This window comes from Haladaptatus sp. T7, from assembly GCF_026008575.1.
Classification (GTDB): domain Archaea; phylum Halobacteriota; class Halobacteria; order Halobacteriales; family Haladaptataceae; genus Haladaptatus; species Haladaptatus paucihalophilus.
In genome coordinates, this window is the sequence record NZ_BROP01000011.1 from 1 (window position 1) to 20,762 (window position 20,762).

The window sequence follows — 20,762 nt, forward strand, 5'->3', positions numbered from 1 at the left end:
ACCGACGATATCTGCGGGTGGGTCATTCGTGAGCGTTGGTCGAGTCAACTGCTGAATGACGTCAAGCTGCTTCGGTGGGCTGCCACCTAGGATGTGGACGCGTCGGCCACGCCAGTCGGTCGGTTCGGAGAATTCGTGGGCCAGCCGATCAGCGTAGCCGCTGGAGTAACCGAGTACGATGTCGACAGGGATCATCTCGATCACCTCCCTGCACTTGGGCACGATGACGAGCTCTGCGTCGGGGTAGCTCGCTTGGATTTCGCGAGTGGCAGCGACGTAGTCATCGACATCGTCGGGTTCGTACGCGTCACCAATGACGCCGACTCGCGGCTCGTGTTCGAAAAACCGGTCGACGTATCGAGTCAGGTCGGGATTTCGAAAGTCGTTATCGAGCATCCCGACGGGAATCTCTAACCCCTGAAATTGGGATTGCTGATAACTACAGTCTTCACGATACCCGGGCAGGAAGCCGAGTGTGAAAGCGTCGAGAGCGAACGGAGCCCGATGGAGGAACGCCACGTACTCGGTTTGCTTCGCAGCGTCAATCTCGCGTGCGGTGCTGCTGCTGGGACTGATTTCGAGCGACATGAATGGGGCCTGGAACGGCCACTCCTGGCCGCCCCGCACCCCTTCGGGGGAAGATAAAACTGGGTTACTGGAAGCCGTTAACCAACAGAAGTGGTAGGAACTGGGTGTCTGTTGGTTAACAACCTGAACGAAGTCGAAGTCTGGCTGTTCTCCACCGATTACCCTTTGGGAGATCGTCGTCTGCGTACTTGCTCCGGATTCGGTACTCAGGGAGGGGCCTCCCAGCAGTGGAGTGCGTGATCTCGTGCCGTGTCGGATCGGGCTTCACATGACTCACACTCGTAGGTTGTCCGGGGCCAGCGTTCCGTGACGAACATCGCTGTCACCGTCGACCGGACTGGGTCTGGTGCTTCTGCCCGACAGACGTAGCTGTAACCAATTATCTTTCACAGATGAAGTTCTGGCACTATTGAACCTTCTCAGGCGAGAGAGAGGGTGTGCTGAAAATGAGGGATGGATTCAGTAGATTGGCATTTTCCCAACTAGATTATGGGATGTGAATATATGTGGTTGAAATAGGCGACTTTTCTCTCAGTAGGTATTAGTAAATAACTCATGTTTTTACATATGGATCTTCTAACGTGTTTGTATGAGCCGTGAAGAAGACGTTCTCTCTGCAATTGATGGATTAGATGGGTTTTCATTTCAAAAATTTGCTCGTCGTCTTCTTCAACGAGAACTCTATCCGGCACTGAATCCTCTTCCTGAACAAGACGACTTGGGACAAGATGCCAGAACTGAAGAACTTCCAATTACTGAACTTCCAGGAATTGAGGACGAACCATCTCGTATCTCGTTTGCAATTTCAAAGACAACTACACGTTCAAAGCTCACAAGTGACTGTGACAAGTGCAGAGACAATGATTTTGAGTTAGATACCATCGCTTTCGTAACATCCGGAGAAGTCAGTAATAGGCAACGGACATCGTGGGAAGAACACGTCGAGGAGGAGTATGGATGGGATTTAATCATCTATGACCGGACTTGGTTTGCCGATATCGCCACGAAACCTCAGTATGAAAAACTTGTAGATGAGGTTCTGCAGGTCCCACCGCCCAACGGAGATTATTATGGCGATATTGTCGAGAAATTTTCTGAGGTCACTAATGATACTCTCTCTCGTGTAAAAACCAGTCTTCCTCACTCTGGTTACAATATCGACCGAACTGAAACCAACGAAATAATTAGCCATCTCACAGACGAACGAGGTGTTCTTGCTACAGGGAATGCTGGGGTCGGCAAAACTGGAATTCTAGGTCAAGTTGTCGAACGTTGGGAAAATGAATATGTGCTGTTCATCGATGCACGTCATTTCTCAGAGGTCACGAGTGCAAACGAGTTGCGGCAAGCATTTGATTTCAACGGGTCTATCTCAGACGCGGTTACACGCCTCGGCCGTCAGGAAGGATGTCTAGTCGTAGTTGACCAATTAGACAATATTGGTGGTACTCCGGCTGGAGGGGTGTTCTCGAATTTCATTAGCTCTGTTGAGGGAGCTGAGGGTGTCAGCATTCTCTGTGCGAGCCGGGAGTGGGATCTTAAGAACAGACGGGAGTACGAGGTCCTCACTGAATCCGAGTCTTTTGAAATCGTCGAGGTGTCTGAGCTGCCGGAAACTGCAGTTCGAGAGGTACTCAGGCGATTAGGGATCTCTGAGCACAGCGATGAGCTTGTGTCGTTAGGGGAGAATCTGTTAAACTTGTCTATTATCGCTGAGTTAGCGGAGCAAGTCGCGAGTTCTGATATCAACTTCGAGGAGATCAAGAGTCAGATAGAACTGTGGGACCGATATCAAGAGACCCTTGTAGAACGAGAACGGCGGGGTGGTGAGTGGGATAGAGACAGCGGATATGATGTCCGTGCTCGTGCCGTAGAGCTCGCACAACGAGGTCTCCGGGATGGTTCACGCGTGTTTCCAATCAGTCTTCGACAGACGTGGGCGGATACCCGCCTGATTAGTAGAAATGTTATTAACCATGAGATTGGCGAACGATACAGTTTCCGTCACGACGAGCTACAGGATTATTTTTACGCTTGGAACGCTGTAAATCGCCTCGGCTGGTCCACGCCGTATCCGGTTCTCGAGGAACTAGACCAACGAGTCGCTGCTGGCGTGTTCCGATGGATGCTTCGAATCCTATTAACTGAAAATGTTGATGCCACCATGGAATTCGTTGATGAGTGCTTGAAAGAAGATGTACTTGGATACTATACAGCCTCGAACCTGGTTGACGAAATTAGAACGTGGAACCCGGACGATATTGATGATGATCTTCTAGAACTCACTCTTGACAACATTAGTCAACGGAATGAACTTTGCAGATACTTTTATAATAACCTTTCAAATCCTGGGTGGGTAGCGGTTCTGCATCGACAAGGACGATATGATGAGCCCGATGGTCCACTTCTCGGATACTTAGAGCGCGTGGCTAGAGACGTCCCCGAGTTGGTAGAAGATATCGTGAATTCAACAACGACTGAAGATGAGGGAACACGAGCCTATTTCATCCGAATTTCAGAACGTCTACCCGCCGAATACATCTCAGCGAACCTTGACCGATTCCAGGAATGGCTTCCGGATGCGCACGTCGGGATGGGACCGTATAATGTCCACTATTCCAATTTGATTGAGACGCTGTTGGAGAAGGATGTTCCAGAGGCTGCGTTGGTGCTTCTTGACTCGCTTATTGAGCCACAGCCCCCTGAACCGGAGACGATTGAACATGAACTGGAGAGCGGCGACACGTTTGAACGGAAATATCAGACCGAAGCCACAGGACTGGCTGACACATACACGATTGAGAGTGCGATAGAAAACACGCACGGAGCGCTTCCTGAAGAGTGCTATGAGCAGTTTGTCTCTATCTTGGAAGAAAATCTAATAAGTGCCCTTGAGTTGGAGGCTGGTGAGAGTGATGTGGAAGTTTCCGAGCTGGGTTGGCCTCTCTCTATTGATGGTTCGGATCTGCCAAACACGCATCTCAAGGAGGTACTACTGGATTCTCTTCGGACGGTTTTGCGGGATTGGGTTGCTGAGGATACAACCGCGAACAACCGTCGGGATTTGCTCATGCGGTATTTGGGGAATATTTTAATCCTCCGCCGACTTGGTCTATACCTACTACGGCTATATGCTGATGCATACCCCGACCTTGTGAAGGACGAATTATATGATAATGCGAATTTCGATTCTATTGAGATCCAATATGAGTTCTTCACGTTGTTGCGCGACGGGTTTGAGGTGTTAGATGATGTGGGTCGGCGAGAAATTTGTGAGATCATCGACAATGGGCCGGATCGGGACGAAATTTGGGAACTAGTACAAGATAATAGCGAGCGCTTCCAAGATCGATCGACAGAACAAATCGTTGATGAGAAAGTTGATTTGTGGAAGCTAAGGCGGTTCTGGATGCTCCGTGATCAGCTGCCGGGGTCATATTCGGATCAGTTGGATCAGTTAGTGGATCAGTACGGGGAGCCCGATCATCCGGAAACAGTGATATCTACACAAGGAGGAGCTGTTTCGTTTGTTGGACCTATGGAGATCGAGGAGTTGCGGGAACTCCCTCCTGAGGAAATTCTTGCATTATGTGCTAGTTGGAATCCCGAGGATGAGGATGATGAGCATGATTTCTTAACAGAGGTCTCGCAGCGAGGACTGGCAGAAGATTTGAAAACGCTTGTTGAAGATGCACCGAATGATTTTGCACCTCACCTGAGCAGGTTGGTTGATGCTGACTCGGTATACATCTACCACGCTTTCCAGGGCCTAAGTGGGGCACTAGGCGATGAACAATACTTCGACTGGTCTCCTGTTATTGAGGTCTGCGAAGAGGCAGCGACTCGATTTGACGACTGGGGGAGTGAAACTCGCAAAAAGACTTGTCGTCTTCTGAAGGACGGTTTGACTGACTCGGAGTCAGGCTTGTTGGAGAATCATCGAACGGCGGTGAGGGGTATTCTCATATCGCTTTCCAACGACCCTGATCCAGGGCTTGAAGCCGGTAGGGAGGTTGATTTTCTTCCGCATGATGATCCGCTACACACAGCGATCAATGCGGTTCGACCTGTCGCGTTGAATGCGCTTATTACATATGCAGCTGAGTGGGCCAAGCAGGACGGGTTTGAGGGATCGGAAGAGGAGCAGGAGTCTGGCTTGGAGGAGGATGTGAAAGCGGTACTCCGTACCCGGATTGAGGATCCGAGTTCTGCAGTGCATTCGGTGTTTGGTCAGCGTATCGTGACTCTGCGTTGGCTAGACCATAATTTTGCTCAGGACCACTTAGAATTGATATTCCCGCTGGGGGAGGGAGTTGAACCCCGGGAACGATTCAGTTCTGCTTGGGCAGCCTACCTCGCTGTGAATAGGTGGTATTCAGACATATACGAATGGTTGCGAGAATATTACTTCCACGCCATTGATCTCCACGCCGAAGAAGGGAGATTCGATGGGCACAACGCGGGTAACGGGTTCGTTGCTCACGCTCTTTGTTCGTACTTGCTTGCAGAGGAACCGCTTGGTGACGAAGGAAGCCTACTTACCCACTTCTACAGTCATGTATCCACAGAGAAAGCAGGTAGTGCTTCTTGGCAGCTATGGCGGTGGGGCGCGGACAACGAGGAGTTTAGGGAGCACTGGCCGAAGGTGCAAGAGCTGTGGGAACGGCGTTTAGATGATGCCGAAGAAGGCGATGAGTCACACACTCGTGAGTTCCAGTGGTTCGTAGAATGGTTAGACCTCGTTGGTGGAGAAACCGATCCAGCAGAGATTGAGTCGCTGCTACAGAGCACGATTTCGCACATTTCTGCGGAACGACGGTGCTGGAATACACTGGAAACTTACTTGGCAGGTGCGGTTAGTGATGACCCTCTCACCTGTATCAGAATTTACAATCAGCTATTGAATCAACCGCATTGGCCGAGCTATCGTGATTTCGATAGCGATGCGAGGATCATCTTGGAAACTGCACTTGAAGCCGGTAGCGCTCCTCGAGACGTCGCGCTTGAAGCTGCTGAAACGATTGCTGAAGTGGACTCGGAGTATTTGAGTTTGGTCGAGGAGTACAGCATAGAGTAACTCTACTTCTCGGATTAAGATTCACTGGACGTGCTTGTCGCGAAGTGATCGAGAGTCGCTTTCTGAGTCATGCTGACCACTGCTCAACTGTCGTCTGCCTCCGGTCGTGACCGGCGGGCACCTCACACACGAATCGCCATTTCGGCGTCTCACGAATCTGCTTGTCCGGTCGATTCCCTGCTTGGCCTGTCCCCGTCTTTCCCGTACAGCGCCAGCCCTTAGCCCGGAGTGCTTTCACCATCGATCCCTCGAAATCGGCGCGAACGAACGTCAGGAGGAGTCGAATCCCGCGTCGACGTGCTTCACGCCGAATGAACTGATCCATCGACCGTGCAAGCGCTGCCGATGCGAGGTTTGGGAAGTCGACACCGATACAGATTCGAGCTGCCTCGACGATCTCGTCGCCTTCGTACCGGGTTTCATCGTGATTCAATGACCGGATGAGCGGGTGTCGCCACGTAATCGCGCCCATGAGCTGTCCTTGGTAGCTCAGACCGTGATGAACCAGGTTCGTGAGTGGGACGCTGTCCATGTAGGAGTGATGGGCCTCGTAGATTGCGCCAGCGACGTGCCGGGGAATCGTCTCGATTTGGACTCGCTCGGCGAATCGTAGTCCAAGCGGCGCCGTGACCGGTTCGCCGTCGTGATGGATCGGACAGTCGCACCCACCCGACGCCCGCGTGAACTGAAACCCAGTCTGGCCAGTCGCATCATCGTGGTGGACGCTGGTCATGAATCGTCACGCCCCGCCGAGACGTCTGTGCTCTCGGTTCTCTGACGTTCCTGCTTGTCGTTGTACCGCTCGAGTTCGTGGCCGATACGCTCCAGTGCCTCAACGCCGCGTTCGATGAACTGGTAAGTGGCCCGGGAGAAGCGAAGGGTCTCCATCACGCATCCTCCTCCGGCTCGACGAGGTCGTTGCTCTCGGCAACGAGTTCCCGCACGGCGGGAGCAGGATCCTCCTCAATCGGAACGGTACGTATGTCGAGCGGAGCGGGATACGCACGGTCGCCCTGCGCACAGAGCAGGAGCAGCCACTCCTCGGTCCCTTCACCGAGGACGACGTAGTGGTCGATGTCTCGCCGCTGGAAGACTGTCCGTTCTGACCGACTCACGGCACTCCAGTTTACTGGAAGTGACGGGGTTGGCGTTCCACCATCCGGCGTGAGCGCTTCGTGCCCGGTGACGCTCGCGAGTGCGGCCTCGATGTCGTCGCCGGTGAGATGCCAGCAATTGGCTGGTCCACTGCACTCCAGTTGGCTCACCACGTCATCGCGGAACTGGATGTAGTGCTGGGAGGCAACGGTCCTGGGATCGTCCGTAGAATTCGTCTTCATGTGTCGAACGCGGGTCGTCGAATACCCCCGCACCCCTACCGGGGGTGAAAAACAGCGGCTCTGTTGAAATCCTCAGAGAATTACTCACAACATCGACAAGACACTCTGAACATTAGGTTCGTTGTCTATCGTCGGAAATATCATACTCAATCGACTCGTAGAACCGCGTAGATGTCCCGCCTGTACCGCAAATTGTCTGCCCTCCGTACCAGAGAATCAATCAAAGACAAGTGGTGGGTTACTCTGGTAGTTCCGTATCTGATACTTGGACTCCAGTTGCTTGCTATAGTGATACTGGAACCCTCGGACTACCCTTCTTCGAGTGCGTATGTCTGGGTGGCACGGTTCCTCTCTGTGAGCTTCTTCATTACTCTCGCACTTGCCATCGTGGGACTGTACTTTGACATAATCTACGTCGCAGAATCTTCCGATTGGAAACCATCGATGTGGTATTCGTTGATGTTCTTCGCGCCTGTTGTCGGCGTGATTATCGGTCTACACTACCTCTACAAGCGGAGCCGATATGTGGGGCTATCTCTGGCTCCTTCTCCGCAGGCATAGGTGTAGATTCGCCACCTATCTAACCGCTGCTCTAGTGGGAAAATGTCCAGCAAATAGGGTTTTAACGGAGCCAAAACAGCCTCCACGAGCAGTGATTCAGTCTGTTGAGCGGATATCGTCGGCCTGCTGTTTGAGCTGGCGAAGTATCCGAACACGCTGTTGATTTGCGTTCTCGTAGGCGACACACGCTCGCAGTGTCTCCATATCGTGAATCGTTACGATCCCCGCGTTGATGAGTCGCGAGTTTGGCGGTTCGAGTCGCTGTGCTGGCGACAGTCCGTCCGAATTTCGTTCTTGCTCTTCTGAGTTGCTCACTGATGATCGCCTCCGCTCCTACAGAGGCGAAATAGACCGCACCTGCCCGCTACTCGTCGTCTTCCCCCGGTTGGATCTGGCGGGCGCCTTCGGCGAGGTCGTGGATGTACCCCCGAAGCGTCTCCATGTCCTCGCGGGCCTCTTCGAGCGTTTTCGCTTTCACTTTGGCAGTGATCTTGTCCTGATCGCGAGTCCCAGTACCGCGAGTCAGCTTCACGGTGAGGGAGACCCCGACATCGCTTCGCTCGACGTACTCAGTTGGTGTCTTTCGCTCGCTGTTCTCGGTCGATTCTGCGTTCGTACGGGACTGCTGGGTGGGTTCTGGCATGGATTGCTCTCTGACTGTTAGTTGACGGACGGTGCGACTGGCTCATCGACTGTCTCACGAAGGGCCGAATCTATCTCGTGTCCTGTGAGTCGCCAGCGCTGTTTGGGACCACTACACTCCAATCGGCTCACTACTTCGTCCTTGAACGCCATGTACTCCGCCAGTGCGACGTCCTCGTCGTCGGTGTAATCGAGCAGGAGGGCGAGCGCCAGCTGCGCTGGGCCACTCCCCCTGTACCCCCATTCGAAGCCCGAGGGACTGTGGTCTGCCAGCTTGAGACTCCGATCTGGGGTCAGTGGTTCGCGGCCAGGATACTTTTCGACGATTGCGCGGCCTCGCTGTCGGTAGCCGACGTAGACGACGTCGGTCTCACCCGAAGTGTGTGACGCTCCGGATGGCTGTGAATCACTTGTCCAACTCATAGTTCTGTTCGCGGGGTGCTCGTTCGAACACCCCCGCACCCCTCAGGGGGTGAAAAACTCCCCAACGAACGCCTCTCCTTAGGCCAAGTGAGACACCTCAGCAGGTTCTTCCATGTCGTTGAATTCACCGCGCTCGACCGGGTCCCAGTCCTCGTTGGGTTCGGGACTCCACCAGTCGATCTCGTAGGCACCCGGTGCGCCGAGAATCTTTACCCTCGCCGAACCACCAGGAAGGTCGCGTCGAAGTTTTTCGTCGACGTGGAGATTCCAGGTCGTGTCGGTATCGAAGCAGGCAAGGACAGCTTCCTCGTAGCCACGGTCCTCTTGCGACTCTTGGAGTTCCACCTGAGTGTTACAGTCCTTGCAGAACACGCCCTCGAAGGGGATGTAGCTGAACACCTCGTGCCCGCAGACGGGACACCAGAGGAACTCGAACAGTGCTTCGCTGTGACGGTTGATGACGTCCAGACTCATCTGTAGATCTGGCCCGTGTGAATCGGGCCACCCCTCCTGCCCCAGAAAAACGCTACCGCTGGGCGTCTTGTGACCTTAGCGTTCAGCGCCGTAGACTACCTTCGAGCGAGCTTCGTAGCCACAATCGGGACAGTCGAACCACCGCTGTACCTTCGCCCCGTCAGCTGCCTTCTCACCGACGAGAACATCGTCGTTCGGGCACTCAGGGCAGCTCAACTCGGGGAGTGGTCTGTCTCGGAGAGCGTCCCGAAAGACTGTCGCTTGCTTCGTCTCGAAGCCACGCGACCAGACCGGGTAGCCGTCGGCGAGGATTGCGCCACGCCACTTGTACCGGTACGATACGGGTGCACGATGGAGAACAGCTCGGGCTTCAGTCTCGGTGTTTCGATACGCGAGCGACGGTGTGCGACATTCTCGTGTCCAGCTGGTGATTCGGGGCATCGGTTAGAAGTGGACGTCGGCGGGGACGATCCAGAGGTCTTCACTCTCTTCGAGGATTCGATCCAGTTGTTCGCGATGCCGGATGCCGGTCGCGTGCTGGTCGTACAGGAACACCGACGGACCGTCGTACGCGCCGACTTGATGGAACGCGTGCCGAGCGAGGTCCTCATCGCGCATGATCTCCTCGTCAGAGAGTTCGTCGATGGCTTCCTTCACCCGTTCGAGATTACGCTCGAACTCTTCTTTCGTCGCTTCCCACCCTTGGTCGAGTAGGTCCTGCCCATCGTTTGAGTCGACGGGGGCTGCGGTCGGTAACTCACCCCATCGAGCCTTGCCCGCAACCGTCGTGTCCTCCTCGTCGAAGGTCACGTAGTAGTCGAACACGGCGGGGGAATGCGGGTCTGCGCCCACCAGTCGGTCGAACACTGCTTTGCCGGTGGCCACTGCGTCGTCTCGCGTCGATGCCTCTACCAGAGTGTAAATGACCATATGCATCGGTTTCACCTTCGTCTGCCGACGCACGCGACTGCACACTGCCTCGCTACGTGATGCGCCGGCACCCATCGCCGGCGCTCAAAAAATAGTACTGACGATGCTGGCTAGACGTTCTCGATCTCCGACTGGCAGCCCTCCTCCTCGACGGTGATCGTCAGGTCTCCGCTCTCGTAGTCGGTCTCGAACTCAACTGAGAATATATCCGAGTTGTAGGCGGCGTGGTACGCGCGATGTCGCTTGAGCGACCCGGTCGCCTTGAAGTGGAAGAAGGCAGCAGCTGTGTACGGTTTGCTTGCTGTTTCGATTTGCGCTTCGACTGATGCCGGGAGTGCGATGTGCGGCGTGTCACTGTCGATTCCGGCGGCGAAGGCTCGAGCTTCGTCGACGCTTGCTTGCGAATGTGCTGGCGTCTCACCGGTCAACACATTCACGGGTGTGTCTGTCTGGTCTGTGAACAGTACGTCTTCGAAGGTGTGAGTGCCGAGGATCGCGTCGGGGCTCAGCTCACAATCCTCAAACGGATCGTTCGATGATTGCTCAGACATTGAATCACGAAGCCCTGAGGGCTCAGTCATTCAGCCCTCGAAAAACAGGGCCTTCACATCTCGCGGGGAGACTGATTTTCAGCTACTCCCCTATCGGATTGAGGGTGCTGAGGTCCGCGTGGAGAACCTCACCGTCGCGAACCACGTATCGCTTTGCCAGAACCGGGAACCGACACTTTGTGTATCCCGCGGTCTGGATGTCGAGTTTTTCACCGGGTTCGAGATAGTTGGCCAGCTTTCGGAGGAACTCGTGAGTGACGAGACCACCTTCGTAGTCCGGAAGTCCATCCTCACGAGTTTCGTAGATCTCGAAGGCGTCGTAGCCCCAGATGATGAGCTCTCCTTCTTCGTCCACTTCCCAATTCAGAGTCCCGAAGCAATGTGCTTCGCAGAGCTGGCGGACTGCCTGTGCATCGGTTACGGTCGCGCCGGTCGATGTCGTCGCTGCTTGGAGTGTTGCCATTGTTAGTCCTCGAGGGCGCTTTCCTACCCCCGCACCCCTTTGGGGGGAACAAACCCGACTGCGAAGCTCTGTTGAAATAGACCTTTGATGACCGTTCGTTGAGGCGGTGCTGAATAGAGCGCTCGTATCGGGAATGTCACACTTGTACCTTCCACATATTGTACTCCTTCCAGCACTGCGAGCGATCTCTAGCTCATTGCTTTCCTCGTTGCTGTCGAAGAGCAGCGAAGCGAACGTGGCACGTCCATCCCCTGAACGCGTCGGAATCACCATTTCTCCTGACGTTTCGATCCAGACAAAGCTCGTGTGCGATGCTGACGGACTCGCTGTTGCGAGACCCGGCTCAGTTGGCCAGTGCCACTAGTGTTCCGCCGCTCTCTCTGTCGAGGGTGAAGTCCCAAAGGACCGGAACGTAGAGCCGTCCGCCCGCTGCGACCGCGTCGTAGCCGATGTTACCGGGTTGTTCGCGTCGCCAGCGGACCTCCCCGTTCCGGCGGTCGACGGCGAACGTGTTCGCCGGCTCATCAACTCCCGGCTTCTCAGTAGTGACGATGACAGACCGTTCGGTCACGAGCGGGCGAGTTCGGAGGATGACGCCCTCCTCGGAGGCAAGGGAGACACGCCAGCGCTCGGTGCCATCCGCGGTGTCGAGCGCCACCAGCGCCCCGTCATCGGTCGGGAGGTAGAGCCGGTCCCCGTCGGTCGAGACGCCGGCTGTTGATCGTACGGGGGCCGTCCAGCGAACTTTCCCGGTCGTGGCCGACAGCGCGTGGAGGCGGTCGCCAGGGATGTATGCGTCGCCATCGACCACGGTTGGGGTCTCGAAGTCGGTCTCTCCGGGTGCGTACCGCCACTCCGTCAGCGGGTCCCCAACAGTGCCGGGCTGGATGGCGACGACGCTCCCAAGCACCCGTGTCGTGTAGAGGACGTAGCCGCTGCCAGCCGCGGGGACGGCCGTCGAGAACCGGTCGTCGCCGGTGGTGTAGGTCCAGCCCTCTTGGCCGCGCGTGTCGAGCGCCAGCAGCGTCTCGCCAGTAGAGGCGAATACCCGACCATCGCGGCCGAGGACTGCCTCATTCACCGATCCGGAAGTTTCCCGACTCCACCGCGGACTCCCGTCGCGGGCGTCGAGCGCGTACACCCCATCTAGGCCGCCGACGTACACAGAGCCACGGTGGACGACCGGGGGACACCCAGATGACCCGCCGCCTCCACCCGGCAGCGTCCGCCGCCAGCGTTCTTCGCCGCCCCCGTCGAGTGCGAGCACCGTGCCAGCTTCGCCCGACTCCGGGGTCGGCCCGGCGTGAACGAACACTCGATCCTCAACCACGGCCGGGGAGGTCAGGCCACCCTCGAAGCTGACCGACCAGGCCGGGTCGGGGTCATCGACCCGGACCTCGGGGGCGAACCCCGCATGACCGGGCGTGCGTCCGAACTGCGCCCAGCCGCGTTCCTCACCGGGAAGTGGGTCGGTTGTCGTCTCAGTAGTTCGGGGCCAGCCACCGCCGAACCGCTCGGTTGAGCAGCCGGCGAGGGCGGCGCCACCGGCGACCCCGATGGCCGCAAGTAGTCGGCGTCTCGTATGGAGGGACACTGTCACTACTGCTGTAGCCAAGAAAATAATGCTGTCGACAAAGTCAGAGGATTCCAACAGAACCGATTGAGAGAGAGGCTAAATCGGTGCTGTTCGACCGAGCCTTTCCTCAGGATTCGGCCTTGGTGTTTGCTTTCTCCGAAGCACCTGGACGAGTGAGTAGTCCCACCTGTTCCAGAAGCGTCGTGGCCTCAACGATTCGCTCTCGGTCGGGAGAGTCTAGTTGCTCGATGTCGATGCTGTTGAGGTTACTGAGTGCGCGATGCAGTCGGTATCCTGGTGTGTCTCGTGGATCCATGATGTACGCCTCCGCCGACTTCTGGCGCAGAAAAACGAAGCAGGTACGCTGATGTCTCCCGCTGAAGCTCTGCACCAGCCTTAACCAACAGACTTCGTGTAGACATCCTATGTTGGTTAAGGTGTTGTTCAATCGATTATCCTACTCGGGGTCTGGTCCGTGACGAGGCGACTGACACACCTGGCACTCCCACATTGGCTGGCCAGACCACTCGTCAGCTGGGAGCGACTCGAACTCCTGGAACTGATGCTCGGTCGTTCGACCACACTTGCGACATTCAAGGCGTGCTTTTGAGGGAACGTTGGGTTGACGACACTCGGAGTGCTCGTCGTCGACGGAACGCTGGAGTGCAATTGCTGGCACTAACCAGACGTCGCTCTCGCCCCTCTCAAGTAAGCCTGTAAGCCGACTTTCCTCACTAACGTCGTGCCCTCCCTCATCGTAGAGGAACGACGTGTGCGCCCCCTCACACGGCGACTGCGCCGACTCTATCTGGCCTGTCCGCTCACGAGCGGCTGTGAGTAGCTGCTCACCGCTTTCAGAGGTAACTCTAACTGCTTCGGGGAGCGAGGGCCACTTGTCGGTCAGCTGTGCGGCGGGCTTTGTATCGAGGTCGTAGAGCAGCTGGCAGTCGTCAACTACTGGATCCCTATCGGTCTTCGTGAGGAGTCTAGCCGCAGCAGCACCCTTCGCGACGGCGGCATAGAACGTCGATGCTTCGACGAGCAGATGGACGACGTGGAGTAGTGTCCACTCAGTATCTGGGGTGCGACTATCGTCGCTGGTTCCATCGAGATGGTTTGAGAGGCAGAACCGACACTTGGTACGGTTCGCAGGAATCGACGCACCGCACGAGGAACACTCGCTCCGCGTCGATCTCACTCGATTAGGATACGATCCGAGCTCTTCCTTTCGCTTTCGCTCTACTCGTCCAGCGTTTCCCCGTCCAGAAACCTCGTCGTCGGGAACGTGGGTCGATTCGCCAAGTGGTCGTAGTTCCTCAAAATCAGATTGACGTCCATTCATAGAGTCGTCTGACAGCACTTTCCCTCGTCTCTGTATTTAAATCTCAGCCACCAACGCCGAACTCGAATCGGCACAGAACTCGCAGACAGCGTCTTCAGATCGCCAATTCGTTCAGCGTGTCTCGATGCGACCGGATGGTCGTTGCAGTGACGCTCGCCACCTCCGCCACTTCTGCCTGCGTCAACCACCGTCCCTCTTCGCGACCTGCTTTGTACAAACAGGCCGCTGCGAATCCTGACGGTTTGACACCCGACGCGGCTCCTGACGATTCTGACTGTTCAGCTAACCTCCGAGCACGCTGTCGGATGTACGCTGGAACATCGAGTTCTGACGCGAGACGGGGGATGTACTCACTCGGGCGAACTGGCTGAGTCGGGAGCCCAAGTTCTGTATTCAGGGTCTTGTACGCATTCGCGACTCTCGATTGTTCGACGCGTGCTGTGTCGACGACGTCGTCGAGTAACCGTGTGTGGCCGTTACAGCGACAGGCTCCATAGATGCTTGCTGCAGCTATCGCCTCGATCGACCGGCCTCGAAGCAAGTCTTCATTCTGAGCACTCCGGAACAGTTGACACGCTTGGTCACGAATCGAGTCCGAGAGTTCGAGGACACTTGCGACTCTTCGAACTTCGCCCAGCCCGTGTGCGAGGTTTCGCTCGGCTTTCGACTGGAATCGACCACGGTTCTGTTCCCGCCGCATTCGAGATAGCCGCTGGCGCTTTTGCCCAGAGAGTTCGTTCCCGTTCGCATCTTTTCGCCGACCGATTTCCGTCGACAGCCCTCGGTCGTGACGTGCCGCAGTCAGTGGAGCGCCCGTCCGCTTTCGCTGGTCTTGATCGTGAGCTCTCCATTCAGGGCCATGGTCGATTCGTTGCTCATCGATGACCAGGCCACAGTCCTCACAGGTCGTTTCGATAGCGTTCGTAGTGACCCGCCCGTCGCACTCGGGACATTGGTTCGCGTTCGAGTCCGTACGGACATCCTCGTCGAAACCGCTCTCGTAGATGTTTCTGATTGCCATTGAACTCACCTCTGTCTGGGACACCTCCTTCTGAGGGCCCCACCCATCGGGGCCAACAACAAACTACATATTGTGTTCAGGGTTAGATTGATGTGTATTCAAACTACAAGTTGTGTATGGTATCGAATCAACTGTTCCATCGAGGTCCGATACAGCAGGTTGCTGCTAACTCAAGCGTCTCTATGGATCGTCTCAACGATATTCTACATAGGATTGCTGGAGTTCAGAACCTCGAGTATTTCCTAGAAGAAGCATGGCATGACGAAACGTCAACTGTGGAGTTGGTGTTCCATGACCCACCCAGTGATTTCGTCTTCGTAATTCCTGAATCAGAGTGGGCAAATCTCATCAGTGCAGTAAACGTCGAGCGACCTGAAGCTGCTGCGGCAAAGCAATATCATTCTGCACGAGGTCGAGACCTTCTCATTTCTAGTGGGCAGTCTCACGAACTTCCGAAGGGCCACTCCTATCTCGTCGTACCGATTCAAGATATCGAGGTTTGGCGACGATCAAGACTGGTCCTGTCCTGGTGGTTCCAAGAGCTGGCGGAAGATGGCCTTACCCCTCCTGAAATCCTCGACTATTGGATGACGGAAGAGCTGGGGAATGCCCCGAAAGAATGGGCATCCCAACGTGATGTCCATCCTGAAGCGGTGCGAAAGAATGTACGACAGGCCAGAAAGAAACTCATCGAATAACTCTTACTCTGATGCCTGCTTGAATTCGTCAGAGTACTCATTTCGCCGCGTTGCGGAGTCAGTTTTGAATCCTCGAGGTTTGATGATGGGTTTCTCTGGGTCGTAGGGTGATGCAACTCCGTAAGTATCGTCTTCTGGTTCGTTCTGATACGTCTCTCGAAGATCGGCTCGATATCGGTCGTCCGAGTAATATAGGCAGAGGACTGCATCCGGTTTTCGGCTAGGAATAGTGGGAACCTTCGCCGAGCTGAATGGTCGAGACTGAAATTGCTCAACGACTATGTTCTCGAGGACGCCCGTTTCATCTGGTGTAAAGAACAGGTACTTTCCGTGGTCGACCGTTTGAGCCAGTGATTTTGGGCGGTCATCTGTTCGTTCCTGCATGTCTTCAGTAGTATGGTACCAGACCCAATGACGAGAGGTAGTTCGACTGATTCCTTCTGGAAGCCCAGAGGCTGGCTGGAGTGAATCTGGACGGACTGTTTTCCGAGCTTCGATGATGCCCTCAACGTACTCGAGAGCCTGCTTCCGATAGTTCTCCGTTGGCTCTTCCGGGACGGCGGCTAGCTCTTCTTCGTGATCGTAGTCGAGCCCCTTGGTAACCGTAGGATGCGGTTTTTCCGGTGGTTTCACCATGTTGAACCACTGCGACGTACTGTCTTCCTGAAGCAATCCGGCGAGGTCACGTAACGCCGGATCGGAAATCCGGCCCACGGGGGCTATTCCGGTGGGGGCTGTTGGCCAGGAGACGTCTGCCTGATTCATACTTAAGTCATCTAGTCTAACGCGGCAAAAGTATTCACGACCGGGTACCCTGCAAGCCGAACCTATGCGCTTCACCCCGATTTAAATATTCAGACTTAGACTGTCCGTTATGTCATCTGACAGTACCAGACGGCTCGCCCTCGATATCGAAACAATCAGCCCGCACCTTTCGCCTGATGATGATCCAGATTGGGAGAATCCAGAGGATTTCCAGCTCGCTGCAATCGGATTCGCGTATGACGGCCCGGAAGCGGGCGGCCGTTTGCCTCGAACACAGATTCTCACTCGGCGCGCTCCAGGACTCGCTTCTGAACTGGATTTGCTACGACGCATCAACGCTGAACTGTGGGCGTACCAACCGGACGAAATTGTAACGTACGCTGGCGATTTCTTTGACCTGCCGATGCTGAAAAAGCGGCCGGTGTATGCTGCTGACGGCCCCGCAGGTGATGGACTCGCGGGCGATATCCAGACTGTCATCGGGAGTGCTAAATCTGTAGACTTGGGTGACTTCGCAGCCGAGACATACGGGTATGGGACTCGACTCGACGATCTTATTCAGCATCAGGGGGTCGGGCTCCGGCGGACGATGTTCGATGACTACGCTCATGAATTAGATCTTGAGAGTATCCGTCCGTCTGATGCAGACACCGATTACGTAGACAGTGGCGACATTCCGGGAATCATGGAAACATGGCTCCACGCTCGTTCAGACGATCATGACGACATTGGTCCATGTAATCTTGAAGAGACAGAACGGATGGTCTCAGACTACATCTTGGGCGATATCGAACATCTCCTCACACTCTCGCACAGGGTGCCATTCAGCGAGTAAGGTCGTGGCTGCGCGCGCAGCGAAGCGAGCACGGAGCGGAGGGTGGGGCGGTGGGGCCTGGGTCGGTCTGGCACGTAGCAAAAAAGAAGGGTGCGACGACGGCTACTCCCACCACCGACCGCGCTCAGGGAAATGCACGGTGCTCCAGCCGGTCAGAGCTACCGAGACGCGCCCATTGTACCAGTTCTTCGCCGCTCCGTGAATGCGAACGCGCTCGCCCTCCTCGATCCACGGTTGGTCACTCGCAACCCAACTGGTGAATTTCGTCTTCCCACTGTCGTCTTCGATGAGGCCGACTTGGGAAATGGCTGAACTCGACGGCTCCCAAAGCTGCGTCACACGACCCTCGATGCTCACTTCTTTGCGATTGACGTCCTCGAGCTTCCCGATGGGAACTACCGTCCCGGGTGCCGTCTGCAACTCCTCGAACACCCCGACGACCGCACTCATCAGGTCTTTCCCACCGACCACGGCTTCACCCAGCCGCCGACCAATCGCTGCTCGCGACCAGCCATCCAGCTTTTCGGCCAGCCGCATCGACTGCTTGTTCACCGCCGCCAACTGCTCCTGCGTGAGTTCTGCACGAGGATCGCCTCGTTCCGGGTCAACCATCGGGTTCACGCTCGCCGCCCGCTTCTGGAACTCTGCACGCCGCTCAGCGCTCCGCTTCGCCGCGATGTCTCGCGTCCGCTTCTCCCGACCATCCTGCGTCCCCAGCTCTGCCTGGGCACTGATGCGCTCCAACTCTGCCTCTCGCGCCCGAATGCGCTCTTCCTGTTCGAGGGTCGCACCGTAAATCCGCTCGTCGCTGGTGTCGACCATCCCGTCCGGGTGGTTCGCGTCGACCTTCGCCTGCACCTCCATCTGCACCGTCGCCTGGAACTCCGGCGTCTCATCGACGACCTCGAAGCCGTCTTCGTCGACCGCCGCTTCGTCCGCTTTTTCGAATGCCTGTTCATCGACCGAAACTACATTACTGGTTGCGTTGTTACTTGACATTGGTCTCACCATAGACCTGAAGGCGCTCAGCGCCCGACACCGCGATGCTGCTACATCGCGGTTTTCCGACGACACCGACCGACAGAACCATCTGCGCGCTCTCGCTCGCGCCTTCGCGAGCGCCCCCTGGGGCGCGAGCGAGAGCGCGCCATAGGGAGGCCACCCAACCAGCACCGCGCGCCGACCCGCCCGGAGCGAGCGTCCAGCGGAGTAAGCGTGGGGGGTGAGCAGCCACGCCGCGCAACCCCCCGCGGTTACCCGCTGGCGTCGAGACCAGATTCACTTTAGCCCGGAACGGGCGCGGGCGGTGCGGAGAGCGCCCGCATGCCCGGAATGGTCGGTCGCGAGCGACGCGGAGGGCGGCAGCGGCGAGCGGGGCGGGCCGTAGAGAAACATCGTTCAGCCACTCTCGACGCTCAGTAGCCCAGCCGACATCCTGGCGGACTCAGAAAGGGCGAGGCCGTCTCGGTCGTCCCCCGGCCCCGCAAGCACCGCAGGCACGAGGAGCGCAGCGGTGGTCGCGGGATGCCGAGCGGCCGAGGGCTTTCATCTGTTGTGCCTACGTCCTCGACAGAGTCAGCTCTGCGTTGCAAAATACCGAAGCGATTTATATATTGGTTCGCTAGTATGCAACAGGATGCTCACAGAAGGTGAGGTTCGCGCCCTTACAGCCCTCCACGGTGAGCAGACGGTCTCTGAACTCGCGACGAATCTCGATCGGAGTCTCAGTTACACCTCAGAACTCGTCGAGCGGCTCGAAACGACTGGCCTCGTCGAGACACGTCGACAGGGGAAAACAAAGCGGATTCGACTGTCGGACGCAAAGGCCCTCGAGTTACTCACGGACCTCACACAGGAGTATTCACACATCGACTGGCCGGAGCTGTTGTCAGGGGCAGCCCTCCGTGTGTGCTACTATCTCGACATCCCACGGACCGCGACCGAACTCGCACGCCGCGCCGACGTCCACCGAAGCACCGTCCACCGTACACTTGCCCCGCTTCAGCATCGCGGACTCGTCTACCAAACCGACGACGGGGCGTACGCACTAAACGACGGCTTCGAACCGCTGAGTGCAGTCGCTCGTGAGCTTGCCCATCACGCCCACCGCCAGACTGTCGAAGAACAGATGGACACCTACACGATTCTCTGGGAATCCCTCGACGAGTTCCTTGTACAGACGACGACTGAGATCGCCGACGAACACTTCATTCCGACAGGCCCAGACCAGTTCCAGCGATACGGTCTCCCGCTGTTGGCACGTGATCGTCGATACTACCTCTATTCGGAAGCGACGAGCGAGCTCTCGCCGGAGACATTGTGCTGCCACATGCTCGTAATCGATTCGGGCGCACGAATGCAGTCATACTGTCTACTCTTGCTCAGTCACGTCGACATCGACCGCGACGAACTCCGAGCCCAAGCCACCAAGTACGGCGTCGACGACGTCGTCGACAACCTCTACACGTATCTCGACACCAGCGGTGCCCAGCGGACGTCCCGACTCCCCGAGTGGGAGGACTTCCTGGAACTCGCTGAGGAGTACGAGGTGGCGCTATGAGGGCGCGATTCGATAGTTCATACATCCGGTCGGAACTCGAGCGCATCGGCCAGCAGCTGGACAATCCACTCACCGTCTTCTTGATTGGCGGTGGGTCGATGGCGTTTCGCGGACTCAAAGAGACGACCAAAGATATCGACCTCATCGTCTCCTCCGGCGACGATCTGAGTCAGCTACAAGCGGTGCTCCTCGAATTGGGGTACGATATCGTCCGGGAGCCGGACGAAGAGTACGAAGAACTCGGTGCCCAGCGCATCCTCGAGAACGATGACGGGTGTCGTATCGACATCTTCAACCAGCAGGTGATTGGCAAACTGATTCTGTCTCCAGGCATTCGTGAGCGGAGCGAACGCTATCTTGACCCGGGAAATCTCGTGGTCGAACTCGTGAGTCCAGAAGACATCTTCCTGTTCAAAGCGGTTGCCGGTCGGGTGGACGATATCGAGGATATGTTCTCGTTGATGCAGACTGGCCTCGAGTTCGACGTCGTCGAAACGGAACTTGAGACGCAGGTCGAACTCTTGGACCAAGAGCTGTTCGTGACGTACATCAACGAAGCGCTGACTGACCTCACCGACCAACACAACGTGACGACACCGTTGCACGACCCCGTGGCGGAGATCACTGAGCGCGTCTACGAGGAGCTCGAAGTGCTGCACGCGCTTGACGAACCGAAATCGGTGGCTGACCTGCAACAGGAGCTCGACTGGTCTGCAGCAGACGTACAGGAGATTGTGAGGCGGCTAGAAGAGAAAGACGCCGTCGCGGTGACCGATGGGCGCATAGAACGTCGCTCAACGGCGATCTGACCGCGAGGGGCGAGGAAGTGAGGCCGTGAGGATCTGCTGAAACTGTCAAACCATGACAAGAAGTGCGTGACACATAGAGGGAGTATGCTGCAGGCGAGGCATCGTTCGTT

25 protein-coding genes are annotated in these 20,762 nt (G+C 56.5%); 7 read left to right on the forward strand and 18 right to left on the reverse strand.

All coding sequences use genetic code 11. The features are described 5' to 3' along the window. Positions 1-588: DUF6610 family protein (locus OPC11_RS21025; protein ID WP_342765963.1), on the reverse strand; the 588-nt coding region annotated here is incomplete at its 3' end. A gap of 589 nt (positions 589-1,177) precedes the next feature. Between OPC11_RS21025 and OPC11_RS21030 the strand changes: the two genes are divergently transcribed. Further along, a complete protein-coding gene (locus OPC11_RS21030; RefSeq protein WP_264783277.1) occupies positions 1,178-5,665 on the forward strand; it encodes a hypothetical protein in 4,488 nt (1,495 codons plus the stop codon). 67 nt (positions 5,666-5,732) lie between these two features. Here OPC11_RS21030 and OPC11_RS21035 read toward each other — a convergent pair whose 3' ends face one another. From OPC11_RS21035 to OPC11_RS21045, 3 genes are read right to left on the reverse strand one after another with little or no spacing between them, the layout of a single operon-like run. Next, a complete protein-coding gene (locus OPC11_RS21035) occupies positions 5,733-6,398 on the reverse strand; it encodes a hypothetical protein (RefSeq protein WP_264783278.1) in 666 nt (221 codons plus the stop codon). Continuing rightward, positions 6,395-6,553, reverse strand: coding sequence for a hypothetical protein (locus OPC11_RS21040; RefSeq protein WP_264783279.1), 159 nt, complete (start codon positions 6,551-6,553; stop codon positions 6,395-6,397). The genes OPC11_RS21035 and OPC11_RS21040 overlap by 4 nt, the downstream gene beginning before the upstream one ends. Beyond that, complete coding sequence (locus tag OPC11_RS21045) at positions 6,553-7,002, reverse strand: hypothetical protein (RefSeq protein ID WP_264783281.1); 450 nt, start codon at positions 7,000-7,002, stop codon at positions 6,553-6,555. Before OPC11_RS21045 ends, OPC11_RS21040 begins: the two co-directional genes overlap by 1 nt. Before the next feature lie 171 nt (positions 7,003-7,173). Here OPC11_RS21045 and OPC11_RS21050 point away from each other — a divergent pair, with 171 nt between their 5' ends. Further along, positions 7,174-7,563 (forward strand): hypothetical protein, encoded by a 390-nt coding sequence (locus OPC11_RS21050; protein WP_264783282.1) that lies wholly within the window; start codon positions 7,174-7,176, stop codon positions 7,561-7,563. Positions 7,564-7,659: 96 nt separating this feature from the next. Here the strand turns inward: OPC11_RS21050 and OPC11_RS22115 are convergent, their stop codons facing one another. The 9 genes from OPC11_RS22115 to OPC11_RS21095 all read right to left on the reverse strand — a co-directional run bounded on the left by OPC11_RS22115 (position 7,660) and on the right by OPC11_RS21095 (position 12,376). Further along, entirely contained in the window at positions 7,660-7,878 is a 219-nt protein-coding gene (locus tag OPC11_RS22115; RefSeq protein WP_264783283.1) for a hypothetical protein, read from the reverse strand. Positions 7,879-7,927: 49 nt separating this feature from the next. Continuing rightward, positions 7,928-8,206 (reverse strand): hypothetical protein, encoded by a 279-nt coding sequence (locus OPC11_RS21060; protein ID WP_264783284.1) that lies wholly within the window; start codon positions 8,204-8,206, stop codon positions 7,928-7,930. A 17-nt stretch (positions 8,207-8,223) separates the two neighbouring features. Continuing rightward, positions 8,224-8,628, reverse strand: a complete 405-nt coding sequence (locus tag OPC11_RS21065; RefSeq protein WP_264783285.1) for a DUF6166 domain-containing protein — start codon at positions 8,626-8,628, stop codon at positions 8,224-8,226. A gap of 78 nt (positions 8,629-8,706) precedes the next feature. Continuing rightward, positions 8,707-9,102 (reverse strand): hypothetical protein, encoded by a 396-nt coding sequence (locus OPC11_RS21070; RefSeq protein ID WP_264783286.1) that lies wholly within the window; start codon positions 9,100-9,102, stop codon positions 8,707-8,709. 75 nt (positions 9,103-9,177) lie between these two features. Further along, complete coding sequence (locus OPC11_RS21075; RefSeq protein ID WP_264783287.1) at positions 9,178-9,543, reverse strand: hypothetical protein; 366 nt, start codon at positions 9,541-9,543, stop codon at positions 9,178-9,180. Between the two features lie 3 nt (positions 9,544-9,546). Next, positions 9,547-10,038, reverse strand: coding sequence for a hypothetical protein (locus tag OPC11_RS21080; protein WP_264783288.1), 492 nt, complete (start codon positions 10,036-10,038; stop codon positions 9,547-9,549). 104 nt (positions 10,039-10,142) lie between these two features. Continuing rightward, positions 10,143-10,583: a hypothetical protein gene (locus OPC11_RS21085; protein WP_264783289.1), complete on the reverse strand. Its 441-nt coding sequence runs from the start codon at positions 10,581-10,583 to the stop codon at positions 10,143-10,145. Between the two features lie 82 nt (positions 10,584-10,665). Then, positions 10,666-11,046: a hypothetical protein gene (locus OPC11_RS21090; protein ID WP_264783290.1), complete on the reverse strand. Its 381-nt coding sequence runs from the start codon at positions 11,044-11,046 to the stop codon at positions 10,666-10,668. Between the two features lie 343 nt (positions 11,047-11,389). Continuing rightward, positions 11,390-12,376, reverse strand: coding sequence for a PQQ-binding-like beta-propeller repeat protein (locus OPC11_RS21095; RefSeq protein ID WP_306421042.1), 987 nt, complete (start codon positions 12,374-12,376; stop codon positions 11,390-11,392). On the opposite strand from OPC11_RS21095, the gene OPC11_RS21100 reads away from it, so the two are divergent. Continuing rightward, positions 12,350-12,568, forward strand: coding sequence for a hypothetical protein (locus tag OPC11_RS21100; RefSeq protein WP_264783292.1), 219 nt, complete (start codon positions 12,350-12,352; stop codon positions 12,566-12,568). The two genes, OPC11_RS21095 and OPC11_RS21100, sit on opposite strands and share 27 nt — an antisense overlap. 181 nt (positions 12,569-12,749) lie before the next feature. On the opposite strand, the gene OPC11_RS21105 is transcribed toward OPC11_RS21100, so the two are convergent. From OPC11_RS21105 to OPC11_RS21115, 3 genes are all read right to left on the reverse strand, one after another. Further along, positions 12,750-12,938: a hypothetical protein gene (locus OPC11_RS21105; RefSeq protein WP_082677698.1), complete on the reverse strand. Its 189-nt coding sequence runs from the start codon at positions 12,936-12,938 to the stop codon at positions 12,750-12,752. 141 nt (positions 12,939-13,079) lie between these two features. Beyond that, a complete protein-coding gene (locus OPC11_RS21110) occupies positions 13,080-13,982 on the reverse strand; it encodes a hypothetical protein (RefSeq protein ID WP_264783293.1) in 903 nt (300 codons plus the stop codon). Positions 13,983-14,058: 76 nt separating this feature from the next. Continuing rightward, a complete protein-coding gene (locus OPC11_RS21115) occupies positions 14,059-14,985 on the reverse strand; it encodes a transcription initiation factor IIB family protein (protein ID WP_264783348.1) in 927 nt (308 codons plus the stop codon). A 116-nt stretch (positions 14,986-15,101) separates the two neighbouring features. Between OPC11_RS21115 and OPC11_RS21120 the strand changes: the two genes are divergently transcribed. After that, positions 15,102-15,683, forward strand: a complete 582-nt coding sequence (locus tag OPC11_RS21120) for a hypothetical protein (protein WP_264783294.1) — start codon at positions 15,102-15,104, stop codon at positions 15,681-15,683. Positions 15,684-15,686: 3 nt separating this feature from the next. Here OPC11_RS21120 and OPC11_RS21125 read toward each other — a convergent pair whose 3' ends face one another. Next, complete coding sequence (locus OPC11_RS21125) at positions 15,687-16,448, reverse strand: hypothetical protein (protein WP_264783295.1); 762 nt, start codon at positions 16,446-16,448, stop codon at positions 15,687-15,689. A gap of 109 nt (positions 16,449-16,557) precedes the next feature. Here OPC11_RS21125 and OPC11_RS21130 point away from each other — a divergent pair, with 109 nt between their 5' ends. After that, positions 16,558-17,283: a 3'-5' exonuclease gene (locus tag OPC11_RS21130; protein ID WP_264783296.1), complete on the forward strand. Its 726-nt coding sequence runs from the start codon at positions 16,558-16,560 to the stop codon at positions 17,281-17,283. 102 nt (positions 17,284-17,385) lie between these two features. On the opposite strand, the gene OPC11_RS21135 is transcribed toward OPC11_RS21130, so the two are convergent. Next, complete coding sequence (locus tag OPC11_RS21135; RefSeq protein ID WP_264783297.1) at positions 17,386-18,282, reverse strand: DNA-binding protein; 897 nt, start codon at positions 18,280-18,282, stop codon at positions 17,386-17,388. A 637-nt stretch (positions 18,283-18,919) separates the two neighbouring features. On the opposite strand from OPC11_RS21135, the gene OPC11_RS21140 reads away from it, so the two are divergent. Together OPC11_RS21140 and OPC11_RS21145 are read left to right on the forward strand one after the other, a co-directional pair. Next, positions 18,920-19,843, forward strand: coding sequence for a helix-turn-helix domain-containing protein (locus OPC11_RS21140; protein ID WP_264783349.1), 924 nt, complete (start codon positions 18,920-18,922; stop codon positions 19,841-19,843). Further along, the gene (locus OPC11_RS21145) at positions 19,840-20,652 is read left to right on the forward strand and encodes a DUF6036 family nucleotidyltransferase (protein ID WP_264783298.1); all 813 of its coding nucleotides are present in this window, start codon (positions 19,840-19,842) and stop codon (positions 20,650-20,652) included. The genes OPC11_RS21140 and OPC11_RS21145 overlap by 4 nt, the downstream gene beginning before the upstream one ends. Positions 20,653-20,762 lie beyond the last annotated feature (110 nt).

Excerpts from the sequence above, each read along its gene's own strand:
- OPC11_RS21030 (WP_264783277.1), top strand. The coding sequence starts at position 1,178 with ATGAGCCGTGAAGAAGACGTTCTCTCTGCAATTGATGGATTAGATGGG.
- OPC11_RS21035 (WP_264783278.1), bottom strand. The coding sequence starts at position 6,398 with ATGACCAGCGTCCACCACGATGATGCGACTGGCCAGACTGGGTTTCAG.
- OPC11_RS21040 (WP_264783279.1), bottom strand. The coding sequence starts at position 6,553 with ATGGAGACCCTTCGCTTCTCCCGGGCCACTTACCAGTTCATCGAACGC.
- OPC11_RS21045 (WP_264783281.1), bottom strand. The coding sequence starts at position 7,002 with ATGAAGACGAATTCTACGGACGATCCCAGGACCGTTGCCTCCCAGCAC.
- OPC11_RS21050 (WP_264783282.1), top strand. The coding sequence starts at position 7,174 with ATGTCCCGCCTGTACCGCAAATTGTCTGCCCTCCGTACCAGAGAATCA.
- OPC11_RS21060 (WP_264783284.1), bottom strand. The coding sequence starts at position 8,206 with ATGCCAGAACCCACCCAGCAGTCCCGTACGAACGCAGAATCGACCGAG.
- OPC11_RS21065 (WP_264783285.1), bottom strand. The coding sequence starts at position 8,628 with ATGAGTTGGACAAGTGATTCACAGCCATCCGGAGCGTCACACACTTCG.
- OPC11_RS21070 (WP_264783286.1), bottom strand. The coding sequence starts at position 9,102 with ATGAGTCTGGACGTCATCAACCGTCACAGCGAAGCACTGTTCGAGTTC.
- OPC11_RS21075 (WP_264783287.1), bottom strand. The coding sequence starts at position 9,543 with ATGCCCCGAATCACCAGCTGGACACGAGAATGTCGCACACCGTCGCTC.
- OPC11_RS21080 (WP_264783288.1), bottom strand. The coding sequence starts at position 10,038 with ATGCATATGGTCATTTACACTCTGGTAGAGGCATCGACGCGAGACGAC.
- OPC11_RS21085 (WP_264783289.1), bottom strand. The coding sequence starts at position 10,583 with ATGTCTGAGCAATCATCGAACGATCCGTTTGAGGATTGTGAGCTGAGC.
- OPC11_RS21090 (WP_264783290.1), bottom strand. The coding sequence starts at position 11,046 with ATGGCAACACTCCAAGCAGCGACGACATCGACCGGCGCGACCGTAACC.
- OPC11_RS21105 (WP_082677698.1), bottom strand. The coding sequence starts at position 12,938 with ATGGATCCACGAGACACACCAGGATACCGACTGCATCGCGCACTCAGT.
- OPC11_RS21115 (WP_264783348.1), bottom strand. The coding sequence starts at position 14,985 with ATGGCAATCAGAAACATCTACGAGAGCGGTTTCGACGAGGATGTCCGT.
- OPC11_RS21120 (WP_264783294.1), top strand. The coding sequence starts at position 15,102 with ATGGTATCGAATCAACTGTTCCATCGAGGTCCGATACAGCAGGTTGCT.
- OPC11_RS21125 (WP_264783295.1), bottom strand. The coding sequence starts at position 16,448 with ATGAATCAGGCAGACGTCTCCTGGCCAACAGCCCCCACCGGAATAGCC.
- OPC11_RS21130 (WP_264783296.1), top strand. The coding sequence starts at position 16,558 with ATGTCATCTGACAGTACCAGACGGCTCGCCCTCGATATCGAAACAATC.
- OPC11_RS21135 (WP_264783297.1), bottom strand. The coding sequence starts at position 18,282 with ATGTCAAGTAACAACGCAACCAGTAATGTAGTTTCGGTCGATGAACAG.
- OPC11_RS21140 (WP_264783349.1), top strand. The coding sequence starts at position 18,920 with ATGCTCACAGAAGGTGAGGTTCGCGCCCTTACAGCCCTCCACGGTGAG.
- OPC11_RS21145 (WP_264783298.1), top strand. The coding sequence starts at position 19,840 with ATGAGGGCGCGATTCGATAGTTCATACATCCGGTCGGAACTCGAGCGC.